Origin of the sequence: Bernardetia aquimarina (assembly GCF_042180575.1) — a bacterium.
Taxonomy (GTDB): domain Bacteria; phylum Bacteroidota; class Bacteroidia; order Cytophagales; family Bernardetiaceae; genus Bernardetia.
Window position 1 is genome coordinate 3,034,950 of record NZ_CP170094.1, and the last position, 14,134, is coordinate 3,049,083.

14 protein-coding genes are annotated in these 14,134 nt (G+C 31.6%); 5 read left to right on the top strand and 9 right to left on the bottom strand.

The annotated features are described in order from the left end of the window. Positions 1–155: 155 nt before the first annotated feature. Positions 156–1,001 carry a hypothetical protein gene (locus ACE193_RS12905; RefSeq protein WP_375558645.1) on the top strand — a complete coding sequence of 282 codons (846 nt, stop codon included), beginning with the start codon at positions 156–158 and terminating at the stop codon, positions 999–1,001. Between the two features lie 390 nt (positions 1,002–1,391). Here ACE193_RS12905 and ACE193_RS12910 read toward each other — a convergent pair whose 3' ends face one another. Genes ACE193_RS12910 through ACE193_RS12920 form a run of 3 tightly spaced genes read right to left on the bottom strand, consistent with a single transcriptional unit; the run spans position 1,392 to position 4,221 of the window. Continuing rightward, a complete protein-coding gene (locus ACE193_RS12910; RefSeq protein WP_375558646.1) occupies positions 1,392–2,501 on the bottom strand; it encodes a DUF4097 domain-containing protein in 1,110 nt (369 codons plus the stop codon). A gap of 5 nt (positions 2,502–2,506) precedes the next feature. Continuing rightward, positions 2,507–3,553 (bottom strand): hypothetical protein, encoded by a 1,047-nt coding sequence (locus tag ACE193_RS12915; RefSeq protein WP_375558647.1) that lies wholly within the window; start codon positions 3,551–3,553, stop codon positions 2,507–2,509. Between the two features lie 59 nt (positions 3,554–3,612). Beyond that, a complete protein-coding gene (locus ACE193_RS12920) occupies positions 3,613–4,221 on the bottom strand; it encodes an RNA polymerase sigma factor (RefSeq protein ID WP_375558648.1) in 609 nt (202 codons plus the stop codon). A gap of 829 nt (positions 4,222–5,050) precedes the next feature. On the opposite strand from ACE193_RS12920, the gene ACE193_RS12925 reads away from it, so the two are divergent. Then, a complete protein-coding gene (locus ACE193_RS12925) occupies positions 5,051–5,260 on the top strand; it encodes a hypothetical protein (RefSeq protein ID WP_375558649.1) in 210 nt (69 codons plus the stop codon). Positions 5,261–5,318: 58 nt separating this feature from the next. Continuing rightward, positions 5,319–5,753, top strand: coding sequence for a MaoC family dehydratase (locus ACE193_RS12930; protein WP_375558650.1), 435 nt, complete (start codon positions 5,319–5,321; stop codon positions 5,751–5,753). Positions 5,754–5,803: 50 nt separating this feature from the next. Here the strand turns inward: ACE193_RS12930 and ACE193_RS12935 are convergent, their stop codons facing one another. Next, on the bottom strand, positions 5,804–6,751 hold the full coding sequence (locus ACE193_RS12935) for an NAD-dependent epimerase/dehydratase family protein (RefSeq protein WP_375558651.1): 948 nt from the start codon (positions 6,749–6,751) through the stop codon (positions 5,804–5,806). 250 nt (positions 6,752–7,001) lie between these two features. On the opposite strand from ACE193_RS12935, the gene ACE193_RS12940 reads away from it, so the two are divergent. Both ACE193_RS12940 and ACE193_RS12945 read left to right on the top strand, forming a co-directional pair. Beyond that, a complete protein-coding gene (locus ACE193_RS12940; RefSeq protein ID WP_375558652.1) occupies positions 7,002–7,427 on the top strand; it encodes a hypothetical protein in 426 nt (141 codons plus the stop codon). Positions 7,428–7,479: 52 nt separating this feature from the next. Further along, positions 7,480–7,749 carry a hypothetical protein gene (locus tag ACE193_RS12945; RefSeq protein ID WP_375558653.1) on the top strand — a complete coding sequence of 90 codons (270 nt, stop codon included), beginning with the start codon at positions 7,480–7,482 and terminating at the stop codon, positions 7,747–7,749. Positions 7,750–8,595: 846 nt separating this feature from the next. Here the strand turns inward: ACE193_RS12945 and ACE193_RS12950 are convergent. The 5 genes from ACE193_RS12950 to ACE193_RS12970 all read right to left on the bottom strand — a co-directional run bounded on the left by ACE193_RS12950 (position 8,596) and on the right by ACE193_RS12970 (position 14,040). Beyond that, positions 8,596–9,258, bottom strand: coding sequence for a DsbA family protein (locus tag ACE193_RS12950; protein WP_375558654.1), 663 nt, complete (start codon positions 9,256–9,258; stop codon positions 8,596–8,598). A 118-nt stretch (positions 9,259–9,376) separates the two neighbouring features. Further along, entirely contained in the window at positions 9,377–10,150 is a 774-nt protein-coding gene (locus tag ACE193_RS12955) for a hypothetical protein (RefSeq protein WP_375558655.1), read from the bottom strand. Between the two features lie 27 nt (positions 10,151–10,177). Beyond that, the gene (locus ACE193_RS12960; RefSeq protein ID WP_375558656.1) at positions 10,178–10,999 is read right to left on the bottom strand and encodes a hypothetical protein; all 822 of its coding nucleotides are present in this window, start codon (positions 10,997–10,999) and stop codon (positions 10,178–10,180) included. Positions 11,000–11,095: 96 nt separating this feature from the next. Beyond that, entirely contained in the window at positions 11,096–13,399 is a 2,304-nt protein-coding gene (locus ACE193_RS12965) for an NADP-dependent malic enzyme (RefSeq protein ID WP_375558657.1), read from the bottom strand. Positions 13,400–13,779: 380 nt separating this feature from the next. Then, positions 13,780–14,040 (bottom strand): hypothetical protein, encoded by a 261-nt coding sequence (locus tag ACE193_RS12970; RefSeq protein WP_375558658.1) that lies wholly within the window; start codon positions 14,038–14,040, stop codon positions 13,780–13,782. Between the last annotated feature and the right edge of the window lie 94 nt (positions 14,041–14,134).

Here is a 14,134-nt window from a genome sequence, read left to right on the forward strand (position 1 = left end):
TAAAATAGTTAATTGATTGTGTTAGAAATTGTTATGATTTAATTGATAACACTTTTAATTTTACAACGTTACTTCGAAATACTCATTGATTTTAGTTCATTTTTTGGGGAAAGCATCAAATTATTTTTATCTCTATTACTTTTCAATAATTTATTATGAAATTAAAAAATTCAATTAAAAAAACAGTTATTACTGGTTTTGCAGGCTTAGGACTTTTTTTGGTAGGAAGTACTTCCCTTTTAGCTCAAAACTATCAAAGTTCTTTTTCTAGTAATTCAATTTCAACATCTTTTTCTCAAAACTCTTCTTTGGTTTCTTTTTCTACTAAAGATACAGATATGGCAATTTCTCCTTGGGAAAAACGAATCGGAATTACAGGAGCTTTTGGAGAAGGTGCAACTAGCATGACATTAGGGTTTTCACATCTTTACGGTTTTGGTTCTTCTCGTCGTTTCAAATTGGGTTATGGTGTACGTTTGTCTTCCTTTTTTGGTTCAGATAGAAAGTTTACGGCTGCACCACCTGATTTGGCTTCAGAAGATAACCCTCAATATTTTGGAGTCGGAGAAACTTTTTTTGGTGTTCCTAGCGATTCAGACAATAAAAGCCAATTAAATGCCATTAATTTAGGGCTTTATACTGACTATTCAATTACAGAAAATGTACTTGTAGGATTTAATATTGATGTCATTGGTTTTAGTTTTGGTGCAAAAAAAGAAGGAACTGTTTACGATGAAAGGAATGCTTCTGGATTGATTGGTATTGGTGCTACTTCTGCAAAACCCACTTCTTTTAATGCTCTTTTGGTAGGAGATAATGATATTGGAACACTTAATTCGGAATTTTGGATTGGGTATAGGATTGCCTCAAATGTAATGGTAAGAGGAGCTTTTTCGTATCTATTTACAGAATACACAACAGATGGACAGTATCAAGATGGCAACGATCGTTTTAGATATAAAGCAGCACAAGGAGCTGTTGGAGTTAGTTATACTTTTTAATAAAAAATCAAAGTCGAGAAAATGGGGTGCATCTCATTTTGTCGCACTAACGATTTTTATTTGTAGGGAAAAGGCACGCCTTTTCCTAAAACAGTCGTTTTTAGCTTAATTTGGGCTATAAAATTTCCTGCTAGACAGGAAAAGATATATCTTTTCCCTACATTAAAATGCAAAACGACATTTTGAGATGCGCCCAGAAAATGACTTGTCTTTTCGATAAATTATAACTTTAGACTTATCTCGTCTTGAAATAGCGTCAAATATTTTTAGCTAAAAAAGTCATTTAAAAATAGAACAAAAAAAATTCGATAAACACAAAGTGTCTATCGAATTTCAATCTCAATGAAGAGAAAATAAAACTATTTTAGTCTATTTTTTTCTTACTTCAAACTAACGCTCTTCTAAACGAATGCTTCCATGCTCATTGGTTATACGTACTTTTGCATTTCCACCTCCGTTTGTTTTGCCTTCTAATATTTGTTCATTGTCATCGTCTTCTTGTCTCTGAACAGTTGTATTGGGCATTGAATTTCTGATACTTCCGTGTTCTGTTCTTGCTTCAAATTGAAATTTTGCATCTGAATCAAAACGTAACTCTATTGCCCCAAAACTATTCTCTACTTCTATTCTCTCAAATCCTTTTGCAATTTGTTCTAACTGACAATTTCCATGTTTGAGTTGTAAAACAGCAGATTTTAATACTTTTCTGATTTCTATTCGTCCAAATTTATTTTCTCCTGTAATTTTTGAAACTGTTCCAATTCTCATATTTCCGTGTTTGGCATCTACTTGTAAAACATTAGCCTCATCAATTCTGACATTCGAATGTTTACTTTCAATCTTCAAGTCTGTACTGCTTTTATCAATGTTGATACTTCCATGAGCTACGTCTATATCTGCTGAGGCTATTTCATTGATAGAAAGATTCCCAAACTGAACACTAATTGCATGACGCTGACCTGTCAGGTTATGTCCATTAAAATTGCCATGTTTTACATCAAGGTTTAATTTTCCGTTGAGGTCGCCAATCGTTACTGAACCAAACTTATTTTCTACATCTATATTTAGGCTTTTAGGAATTTTGACTTCATAATTGATTTCAAAACCTTCTCTTTGGTTACAATTATAACCTCCTTTAGACTCTTCAATTTGAGTTTCGAAATGAATACTTTCAGAGTCATTATCTTGGTCAATAGTAATTCTATCCAAAATATCTTGAGCATCTTTATCGCTTCTTCCCCAAGCTAAAATGGTGATATGTACAGAAACTTTATTTTCATTATGATTGGTGAAATTGACATTTCCATATTTATTAGAAATACTAAGCAAGTCTGTTGAATTGACTTTAAAGGTCGCTTTTACTACTTTTTGTTTCTCTTCCTTGGGTTGATTTATAGGATGATTTTTTGTAGCATGTGCGTCTGAAATAGGCAACAACACTCCAAAAGAAAATAGAATAAGCGTAAGAACAGCAAAGGGATTTTTATATAGATTTTTCATTTGTTTTATATGTTTTTGTTGGTTTCTGAATCAGATGAGTTTGATTTTTCTAAGATTTCAATACTTTCATCTAAAATCTGTTTGCGTAGTTTTAGATTATTGAGCATTTCATCGACAAGTTTTTTTGGATTTTGCTCTTCTAAAAGGTCGCTTTTCATTACCTTATAGGCTTCATCAAGTTCATCTAAAGTTTGGATAGTTTCTGGAGTTACCCAGTTTTCGGTATCTTTTTTCTTTAGTTCTTTCTTGTCTTTTGCAATAATAGAAGTGTAATAATTTTCGGCTTCTATCAGTTCGGCAGGTAAAGAAACGTTTTGAGAGTAACTCTGACCATTATTTTCTTCAAAACCTTCATCAAAACCTCTCATTCCATTTTCTTCATACATAGAAATCAATTCTTCATTTTCGGCTGTTAGCATACTTATCGTATCGACATGATACATAAAAGTAGTAACTAAAAGCGCAGTAAGAGAAGCTGCAACTGTCCAAAATTTGCGTAAAGAAACCGTTTTTGGTGCAGGTGTATTGTCTTGTTTAGTTTCAAGCGAAGTAGAAGAGTACGGAGAAGCAATTGGAGCAGGCTTGACCCAATTATTTACATCTCTTTTTACTTTTGTGTGACCAATTTTAACACTTTTGGTAGTCTTTTCAGTTTCAGAAGAAACAGGAGAAGGTTTGACCCAATTTTTGGCTACTTCTTTCTCTTGTTTTTCTTCTTGCTCTAGTTGTAGTAACTTTCTAGCTTTTTCTTCAAGAATATTTTTTGGTTCTAAACGAGCTGCTTGTTCGTTTTTGATTTTGGCTTGAATGGCTAAAAAGTTTTTTTCCATAGAAAAAGAAGCATCAAACTGTTCATCGATTGATTTTTGTTCTTCTTTTTGAAGTTTACTACGATGAGTCTGTAAGAATTTTTCAAGCTCATCAAGCTGTCTTTCTTCTTTCTCCTGATTCGGATTTTTATTTTGATTTGCCATTTTTACATCTTGTTTTAGTTTTTTGTCGTTGGTGGGAACACCAACAACGGCAAAGTGATTCTTTTTTATGTATAACAAACATTTCTGTTTGTTTATAAAAGTCTAGTTTTGATTTGAGAGTGCTATTTTATTCAAAATTAAGCTGCTAATAATCCTCTCAGTCGTTTTTTTGCTCTACTATATTGAGATTTGGAAGTAGAACTAGAAATTCCTAATATTTCGCCAATTTCCTCGTGGTCGTATCCTTCAAAAAGATATAAGCTAAGAACGATTCTATAACCGTCAGATAACTTATTGATAGCTTCTTTTACTCGGCTGACTTCTGATTTGTGTTTGGTGTCTTTTTCAGAAATTCCTGTATGAATATTTATTTCTGTAAAGTCATTTTCGCTATTTTCATCTTCTTCAATGGCTGGTTCGACAAGCATTTCATCTAAAGAAACCAAGTCAATTCGCTTTTTTTGAAGAAAATTAATTGAAGTATTAATCACAATGCGTTTGAGCCAAGCTCCAAAAGTTGCATCACCACGATATTCTTCAATTCGCATAAATGCTCTTACAAAAGAATCTTGTAATACTTCTTCAGCTTCGTGTCCTTTGCCCACTATTCTGACACAGACATGATACATTGCTCTGACGTACTTTTCGTAGAGTTGGTATTGCGCCTTCTGACTTCCTAAGCGAACTCTTTCAATAAGTTCGGCATTAGGTTCTTCGTAATTAGTATCAACAGTTGGATTAGACATTTAAGTAATTCTATTGTTCTGATTGTATTTTTTTCAAAAATACACTTTTTCGTTAGTTGTTGTTGTAGAGATATTCAAATCTTTTTTGTTATCTCTTATGCTATGAAAGACAAGACAAAAAAATAAAGGTTGCAAGAATCTGAAAAAAAATGAGAAAGTTAGATTTTGCTCGTTTGAATTAGCAGTGATTTTATTGGGGAGTGATTAGATTTGTATTATTTGTTATAATAGGGTTTTCTTATAAAAGATATTTGGTCTCTTTTTGTATTTTAGACCTCTACTTTCTTGGTGTCGCTATTGCTAAAACACCAACCTTTAGGTAGGTTAATTGCACCTAAAAACGAAGATTTTTGCATAAAAAAGGTTTGTTTTAAACTCAATAGAGAATAAAAAAACGAAACTTTGAAAATTAGTAGGGAACTGGAAGTCAGCGAGTCAGCGAAGCTAAAAGGCACGCCTTTTCCTAAAATGGTCGTTGATTTCACTTCATAAAATTTCCTACTGGGTAGGAAAAGACATGTCTTTTCCCTACAAAACGCCTAAATTAGATGCGATTAACCTAACCTTTAGGTTTGTACTAAGATAAATATTGATGAATTTCTTATCTTGTAATTAAGAATTCATCAAGTAGGTAGATACCCTATAACACCAACAAGAATATAAATTCTATCCTTTGAAAGAGGCTCTACCTACCTTTATTCAATCTCAAACTCAAATAGTTTTTGGAGTATTTTTATTGACCTAAAAATAAACTCATTAGATAAGGTTTTAAGTCTGATTGAATAGGATGAATACTAAATTAAATGAATCACACTAAATTAATTTTTTTATGCCAACTTACCAAAATTTTATAGGTATTGATGTAAGTAAAGACCATTTAGATATCGCTCTTCTTCAAGAAGGAAAACAAGCCGAACATCAACGTATTGCTAATAATTTAGAAGCTATTAAAACATACCTTTCAACGGCATTTTTCTTTTTTTATAAGAAAACCCTAATTTCAGAAGTTAGAAGTCTGAAAAATAAAGTCCGAAGCTAAAAGTCAGCATAATTATTAATACAAACCTAATTTTCACACAAACAAAAAAACGCAATTTATGGATACTAACACAACAACAAGCACAGAAAAGTTAAATGAAAAAGACGAATATCGTTTGACTTTTTCGTATTCACAAGAACAAGTAAATAGATTTGCAGAAGTAACAGGCGATAATAATTCTTTACATCTTGATGAGAGTTATGCAGCAACGACAATGTTCAAACGTCCGATTATGCATGGATTTTTGGGAGGAAGTGTTTTTTCAAAGATTTTTGGAACACTTTTTCCAGGAGAAGGAACAATTTATATGAATCAAACCATGAATTTTATGCGTCCAATGTTTGTCGATACAGAATATGAAGCTGTCATGACAATTACAGAAATTACTAGAGAAAAAAATCGTGCAAAAGTTCAGACACAAGTTATAGACAAGACGACAGGAAAAGTTACCATTAGTGGAGAAGCAACTGTTATTAATCCGAATAGATTGTAAAATATTCACACCTATACAGTTTGCAAAATTGTATAGGTGTGAATCTATTTCTACTTTTCTACTGTAAGTTTCTTTTTCAAATTAACTAGCATTTCTTTTGTTGTGCTTGCCATATCATATTTGTGACTCCAATTCCAATCTTTACAAGCTACATCATCAGTTACTGTATCTGACCACGAATCAGCAATAGATTGTCTAAGCTCATCTATTTTATAGCTAATTTCTAAATTTGGAACGTGTTTTTTGATTTCGTTATATAGCTCTTTTGGCGTACAATCAAAAGCATTTAGATTATAACCTTCGTGAGTAGATAAATTTTGCTTTGGTGCATCCATAAGTTCCATTGTTGCACGAACAGCATCAGGCATATACATCATCGGAAGACGAGTGTTTTCACTCAAAAAACAATTAAAATGCTCTCCCTCAACAGCTTTATAAAAAATATCAACAGCATAATCTGTCGTTCCTCCTCCTGGAAGAGCTTTGTAACTAATCAGTCCTGGGTAACGCAATGAACGCACATCCACACCGTATTTATTGTGGTAATATTCACACCACTGCTCTCCAGCTCGTTTGCTAATTCCATAAATTGTTGCAGGATTCATAGATGTATATTGAGGAGCTGGCGAAGGTGTAGTCGTTCCAAAAACAGCAATAGAACTTGGATAATAGATTTTCTTCAACTTCTCATGACGAGCAATTTCTAGTACATTCAAAAGTCCATTCATATTTACATTCCATGTCTGAATCGGATTTTCTTCTCCTTTTGCTGAAAGAATGGCTGCCAAATGATAAATTTGTGTAATCTTATGTTTTTTTACAATCGTAGCAAGTGCTTCTGCATCCAAAACATTAAGCATTTCGAAAGTACCATTTTCTTCTTTTGGTTTTCGTATATCTGAACTAATAATGGCATCTTGTCCATATTTTTCTTGTAAAGCAGCCGAAAGCTCTGTTCCTAGTTGTCCGTTTGCACCAATTATAAGTATTTTTTCCATTGTATTTAGTTCTTGATTAAGGTCTTTTTTAGAAATTATGTTGTTTGGTTTATTTTTATACAAATTAGGCTTTAAAACCGTACACTTTTATTTTTTGCTTGTTTCGGATTTTAAAAAAAAAAATCTTAATTTGTTGATAATCAGTGTTTTTATTGCTAGATAAGATTACTATATATTTTTTTTGGAAAAAGCATAATGAAATAGATTTTTGTAAAAATACCATTCCTTACAAATTATCTCTATTTACACTATGCTATACAAAACTATAAAAAAAAATCTATTAAAATTCTATCTTACTGCTGAAAAAGCAAATCAAAAGTGTCTTTCTAGCCTAACTTATATAATTTATGGTATAATAAAAAAAGGGAATTGTCATTTAAATACCTTAGATTCTGTTTTTCTAGATGATACTGATTTAGCTAGTCAGACTACAAAAGTGAAACGTTTTTTACAAAGTAAATACACAGATTATGAGTTACTCTTTTTTCCTTTTGTGAAGGAAATCCTAGCAGGATTAGTATCAAAAAAAGAATTTGTTTTAGCCATAAATGGAACTGATTTAGGTAAGTCATGTGGTGCATTACTTGTTTCTTTGGTTTTAGGCAAACGTTCTTTACCTTTAATTTGGTTAGTCAAAAAAGGAAATAAAGGGCATTTTCCTCAGAAGAACACATAGAAGTACTTCAACAAATAGCTAGTTTACTTCCTATTTCTATTCCTGTTACCATTTGATAGGAGATGAAGAATTTGATTCTTGTGAATTGCAAGAATTTATAAAAAATAAAGAATGGAACTATGTTTTACGCACGGCAAAAGATACTTACCTAGAAGATAGTAAAGGAGATGGTTATAAGATTGGAGAACTTATTCCCTTTGGGAATATGGAGTATCTTTGGTTGGAGAATTGTGCGTTTACCAAGAAAAAATACAGTTCAGTTTCCTGTCTAGTATGGCATAGTCCAAAACATAAAGACCTTATCTATTTGGTTTCTAATTGAGAATGAGCGTATGATATGCTATCGATTACCCACAAGTCTGAAACTTGCTTTTTTTGAAGTAAAAAAGCCGAAATATCGAATTTGAGTAGGGAAAAGGCACGCCTTTTCCTAAACATATTGTGTATTTTTGATTGAAATATCAAAGACCGACTAGGAAAAGGCGTGCCTTTTCCCTACAAATACTGAATTTTTATTCAAAATTTACTATTTTTTGTTCTAAAAAAGATGTGGGTAAACAGTAGGCGTATGATATGATGAGCTATTACAAGCAAAGATGGGCAATAGACCACAAAGTAGCACTGAAGGTAAACACTTTTTACTGATATTAAATCAAGAGGCTTTAATATTTATAAAACAAGAATAAAAGATGCTGAAATATCACATAATTTACTTATTATAGTAGCTATTGCATTCTATTTATGTATAATTATTGGAATGGCTAAGTAAAGAAATAGAAAAGCTATTACCAAAAATTTTTAGAATAGATAGAATACACGAATTATCAACCTTTCAAATTGGAAGAGGAATTATAGACTATTATCAAGAATGAATTTTAAAACTAAATAAGCTATTTAAAAAGGCTTTAGAAAAACATTTTTGTGTACGGTTGTAAAACATTTTCTCATTAAAAAATAAAATCTGTAGGTCAGATAAATCAAAATAGCAAAAAACACCTTTCAGAATTTGATGAGTGGATAGAATATACAAAAGAGGAAAAAAAGAGCTAATCAAAAATTTGCTTTATCCTCTAAACTACCAAAATGAAACTTTTGAGGAGTTGATTGAATATACTAATTCATGATTTTTAATTAGCTTTATTGCTTTCACAGTTCGTATGAAATACACTTAAATAGAAACTTTCATTGCCTCAAAACGCCTTTCTAGCTCTGTCAGAGCTACAAAACCTCTAGCAAATAAATAATATTCTTCTCCTTTTTGAATAATGAGCGTTGGAAAACCATTTACGCCAAAATCTTGCGACAACTGAAAATCTTTTTGAGCTAATTTTTCATATTCTGCATCATTCATTTTTTCAACAAAATCTGTTTTATCCAAACCATATTTTGTAGCTAATTCGCCATATTTTGAATCATCTTTTGGTTCTATTCCATCAAAATAAATAAGATGTTGAAGGTCTTCGGCAAAATGAAGAATCTTTTCGTTCGTTTCTCCTGCTAATTGTGGATTATTTTCTACTTCTTTCTTAAAAACTGAAAGCGCAATCGACGGAGGAATAGAAGTAAAAATTGCGCTTCCTTCTTCCAAAATATCCTGTAAAAATTTTTCTCCAAACTTTACGCCTGTTCGGTTTTCTACGTCTTTGTAAGCTGTTTTGATATAAGGTGCAACTTCTCCAATCGCACCAATACGACTTCCTGTAATCATTCCTCCAGAAATAACATCAATAGTTTCGAAGTCGTTTTTGTGATTTTGATAAAAATCACGCATTGCAGGTGCAAAACCATAACACCAGCCACAAAGGGCATCATAAATATAAATTAGTTTCATAACCTTTTAAAGCGATTTTTGAAGGGAAATGTTTTGAGAATGAAAAAAGCCTAGGCTTAATTTTTTGCAAATTAAATATAGGCTAAATTTTAGATTTTATATTGAGAAATAAAAAATACTATATTTTATCAAAAGAAGAGAGAGGAGAATAATTTTTATTTTTATCTAAAGTTGCATAGTCAATTAAGTTAGAAGTTAAATAACTAAGCCTTTCAAGCATTTCTATTCTATCATTTCTATCAAATACTAGCTTTTTTATAGAATGGTTAAGCAAGTCTATTAGCAGTTCAGTTGCAAATTTTTCGTAGATAGTCAAACATTCTAGTACATTAAATTCATAACTCAAGTTATTTTCATCTAAAGCAACTACTTTACTACCTGTCTTTTCTAAATGACATTGAACAATTCTAAAACTAGTAGTTTTTGTAACATTTGGATTATTCTTGATAGTATCTTTGTCATACATGTAATCAACTGTATGAGAACCAGCTATATTACGTAATTTGTAAATATCTAATTGTTCTAAATCTCTTATGGCTTCTTTTGCTTTAGGATAATTCATTAGATTACATAACTGTTTGTAAGCACCTATTTGTAAATATACAGCATTAAGAATTCCATAAAGTCTTAATTGTATTTCTCCAACATTATTATCAGTATTGCTTTTATCTCCAAGTTGATAAGTAAAGAAACTAATTAGAGCATATTCAGTATCATCTAATAAATCAACACTAGCTCTAAATTTTTTCCAATCAGTAAGCTTTTGAAATTTTAGTCTTTTCTGATATTCCTTTTCATATTTGTCTGAAAATTCTACATCATAGTTTGCTAATTCAAGCAAATTTAGAAACAAGGAAGTTAGTCGTTCTTTATAAATGATTTCTTCTTTCATATTTCAGTAAGGTGTTTTGATATAAAATTAATTAACTATGTAGTCTAAAGTATAAATATATTTTTGTGGAGAAAAACCTATATCATTAAATATATTCTTCCATCTTTTCTCTCCATGAAGATACAAATCTAGCTTTCCAATATATAACATATTTGTTAGATCGTAAAGATCATTTGAATCGATTTTCATTTTTTCATTCGAAACTAATTTTACAAGAAAAAACTGAGAAACTATTAGGTAGTTTTTAAATAGATTAATAAATATTGCATAATCATCAAACTCTAAATCCTTAAACACAAAATCACCTTGTATATCATTCAATAAACTTACTAACTCATTTACCTCTTCATATATCAATCTTCCACTTTCCTTTTTGCATTTAACAAAATACTCTTTTTTTTCCCTTCTTCTTTGTTTCTCATCGTTTTGTGTAAAGTTAGATTCTATTTCTTTACGACGTGATTCAAAACTTTTTAGAAACTTACTCTTAATTTCTAGATGTGCTTTGTAATATTCACTATATGTATTTTGGTTTTGAGTTCTTTGTCTTTCTGTTTCTAAGAGAGCTTTATCTAAAATATTTTCCAAATTATTATTGACGATGTATTTATCATCCATTCTTGATCTTACTTCTTGAAATGGATCATTATCTATAAAACGTTTAGCATATTTTTTTATAGCATGCAAAGCATTTTTATAGCTTTTAAAATTACTATTAGAATATAGAATTTCAATTATGTTAGTGTAAGTAACACATAAATCATCTATGGGTAATCCTTCAATATCTTCTAACTTCAACTTTCCATTTCCAATATGATACCATACATTGGTGTCGCAAATAACATTCATATAGATTATTTTAAATTAAAAAACTTCTTCTTGCCAAATAACAGCAGAAGAAGTTTTTTAGTTTCATAATAATTTCTTGAAAGAGAAATTTATTTTTTACATAAACTTCTCTTTCGCATCCTGCACAGCATATTTACGTTTGAGTTGTGCATCTACGACGGCAATCGTTACCATATTTACAATTTCACGAACCGAACTTCCCAACTGTAAAATATGAACTGATTTTTTCATTCCTGTCAGAATAGGACCAATAGCTTCTGCCCCACTAATTTCTTGAATGAGTTTGTAAGCAATATTTGCAGAGGCAAGATTTGGAAAAATCAAAATATTAGGCTCGCCATCAGCAAGGTCAGAGAAAGGATAATTTTCTTTCAAAATATCATTATTGAAAGCGATATTTGCCTGTATTTCTCCGTCAGCCGTAATATGAGGATAGTGTTCTTTCATTAGCTCTACTGCCTTTCTTACTTTTCTTGGCTCTTCATCATCAGACGAACCAAAATTAGAATACGACAAAAATGCTACTCGTGGTTCTAAACCAAATTCTTTTACTGTATTCGAAGTCATAGCTGCAATTCCTACCAAATCTTCGGCTGTTGGGTTGGGAATCATTGTCGTATCAGCAAAGAAAATAGGACCTTTACGAGTAATCATCAAATAAATACCTGCTACTTTACGATGACTTTTATACGTTCCGACAACCTCCAAAGCTGGACGAATGGTATCCGAATATTTCCTAGAAAGTCCTGAAATAAGCGCATCTGCATCGCCTTCTTCCAGCATCATTGCACCAAAATAATTGCGTTCACGCATTGCCTTTTGAGCTTCATAATTGTTGAAACCTCTACGCTTACGTTTTTCGAAGAATGTGTTTGCATACTTTTCTATCAACTCATTTGACTCTTCACTTCTTGGGTCAATAATAGTAACCCCCTCTAATTCTAAATTATTTTCTTCTATCAACCTCTGAATTCTGCGTTTATCTCCTAATAAAATAGGTTCTGCAATTCCATCATCTTTTACAATCTGTGCAGCCATCAAGATTTTGGCATTATCAGCTTCTGCAAAAACAACACGTTGAGGATCTTGTTTTGCCATACTAACAAGTCTTCGAATGATACTTTGGTCTCGTCCCATTCTCTCCACAAGCTCACTTTCATACTTCTCCCAATTCTTAATCGGATTTTTGGCTACTCCACTTTCCATAGCTGCACGAGCTACAGCAGGCGCAACTGTTGTGAGAAGGCGAGGGTCTAATGGCTTAGGAATAATATAATCTTTACTAAAAGAAATTGTCTGTTGATTATATGCAATTTTTACAATATCTGGAACAGGTTCTTTGGCAAGTTGTGCTAGAGCTTTTACGGCTGCAAGCTTCATTTGTTCATTGATTTCAGTGGCACGAACATCTAAAGCACCTCTAAAAATAAATGGAAAACCAAGAACATTATTTACTTGATTGTTGTAATCCGAACGCCCTGTCGCCATAATAATGTCTTGACGAGTTTTCATGGCAAGTTCATAATTAATCTCTGGGTCTGGATTGGCAAGTGCAAAAACAATCGCATTTTCAGCCATCGATAAAAGCATTTCTGGACTCATTACATCTGCCATCGAAAGTCCCATAAAAACATCTGCTCCTTTGAGAGCATCTTCTAATGTATGTGCATCTGTATCTGTTGCAAATATTTCTTTGCTTTTTGTTAGATTTTCTCTGTCTTTACGAATTACTCCCTTGCTATCACAAACAATGATATTACTGCGAGTTACGCCCAAATCAACAAAAATATTCATACACGAAGTAGCCGAAGCACCTGCACCTGAAACTACAATTTTTACTTTATCAATATCTTTTTCGACAAGTTCCAACGAGTTTAAAAGGGCAGCACCTGTAATAATTGCTGTTCCGTGCTGGTCGTCGTGCATAATCGGAATATTGAGTTCCTTTTTCAAACGCTGCTCAATTTCAAAGCATTCAGGAGCTTTTATATCTTCCAAATTTATTCCTCCAAAAGTAGGTTCTAATGCTTTCACAACTGCAATAAATTCTTCTACCGTTTTGGTATTTAATTCTAAATCAAAAACATCTATTCCTGCAAAAATTTTGAATAAAACGCCTTTTCCTTCCATAACAGGTTTGGAGGCTTCGGGTCCTAGATTTCCCAAACCTAAAACGGCTGTTCCATCTGAAATAACAGCTACTAAATTTCCTTTTGCTGTATATTTATAGACATTTTCTATATCTTCTGCAATTTCTTTACACGGTTCTGCTACCCCTGGAGAATAGGCTAAAGCCAAATCTCGTTGTGTTTTGGTAGCAGTTGTTGGGATTACTTCGATTTTCCCAGGTTTGCCTTCTGAATGATAGCGTAAGGCTTCATCTTTTCTTATTTTGCTCATAAAAAATGTGTTTGTATGTGTAAGTTTGTAAATTCTAGTTTTTATAACTGAAAGTTAATCAATTTATATCAATGTACTAAAAATGGTTTAGAAATAGAATACAAATGAGTTAAATTTGTTAGAATATACTTTTAAATTTTTTAGAATTATGGACAAAAGACAACGAAAAAAAGTTAGAGAAAAAAAGGATAAATAAAAAGCAAAATTTGAATTCTTATTAAGAAGAAATCTTTAAAATGATGAAAACCAAAAGAATAAAGTTGGATAAAGTTGATTATTTTAATCATTACATGATACCTGCAATTCTTTTTTTGCTACCATTAGTATTTAGTCCCTCCTTACGAATTAATTTTTTGAATGTAAATTTGAAAAAAAATAGCTCACTCCATTGACAAAACTTTAATTTTCTGATTAAATTTTGCTTCTTTAATCATTGGATTATTAAGTGTATTTTTGATTTCGATTAATCCATACCTAAAAAAAGAGTACTCGTTATGTCCATTTGTACATACCCTTATTTTTATTTTTTGATGTTTCCATTCTCCTACTTTGCAAACGAATGCAATAGAATACAGAGCAATAAGTTTAGCCATTTTATCTGGCTCTGTTAGTTTTGTGCTTTCTAAGTTAAAACTTTGCACTTTTAGTGTTTTAAACAATGTTTACCTTCAGTGCTACTTCGTGGTTCATCTCCTAAATTGTAAAGTTGCTTCAACATCAATCAACCTACCATCA

Excerpts from the sequence above, each read along its gene's own strand:
- ACE193_RS12960 (WP_375558656.1), bottom strand. The coding sequence starts at position 10,999 with ATGAATGTTATTTGCGACACCAATGTATGGTATCATATTGGAAATGGA.
- ACE193_RS12910 (WP_375558646.1), bottom strand. The coding sequence starts at position 2,501 with ATGAAAAATCTATATAAAAATCCCTTTGCTGTTCTTACGCTTATTCTA.
- ACE193_RS12965 (WP_375558657.1), bottom strand. The coding sequence starts at position 13,399 with ATGAGCAAAATAAGAAAAGATGAAGCCTTACGCTATCATTCAGAAGGC.
- ACE193_RS12930 (WP_375558650.1), top strand. The coding sequence starts at position 5,319 with ATGGATACTAACACAACAACAAGCACAGAAAAGTTAAATGAAAAAGAC.
- ACE193_RS12925 (WP_375558649.1), top strand. The coding sequence starts at position 5,051 with ATGCCAACTTACCAAAATTTTATAGGTATTGATGTAAGTAAAGACCAT.
- ACE193_RS12955 (WP_375558655.1), bottom strand. The coding sequence starts at position 10,150 with ATGAAAGAAGAAATCATTTATAAAGAACGACTAACTTCCTTGTTTCTA.
- ACE193_RS12905 (WP_375558645.1), top strand. The coding sequence starts at position 156 with ATGAAATTAAAAAATTCAATTAAAAAAACAGTTATTACTGGTTTTGCA.
- ACE193_RS12935 (WP_375558651.1), bottom strand. The coding sequence starts at position 6,751 with ATGGAAAAAATACTTATAATTGGTGCAAACGGACAACTAGGAACAGAG.
- ACE193_RS12920 (WP_375558648.1), bottom strand. The coding sequence starts at position 4,221 with ATGTCTAATCCAACTGTTGATACTAATTACGAAGAACCTAATGCCGAA.
- ACE193_RS12940 (WP_375558652.1), top strand. The coding sequence starts at position 7,002 with ATGCTATACAAAACTATAAAAAAAAATCTATTAAAATTCTATCTTACT.
- ACE193_RS12950 (WP_375558654.1), bottom strand. The coding sequence starts at position 9,258 with ATGAAACTAATTTATATTTATGATGCCCTTTGTGGCTGGTGTTATGGT.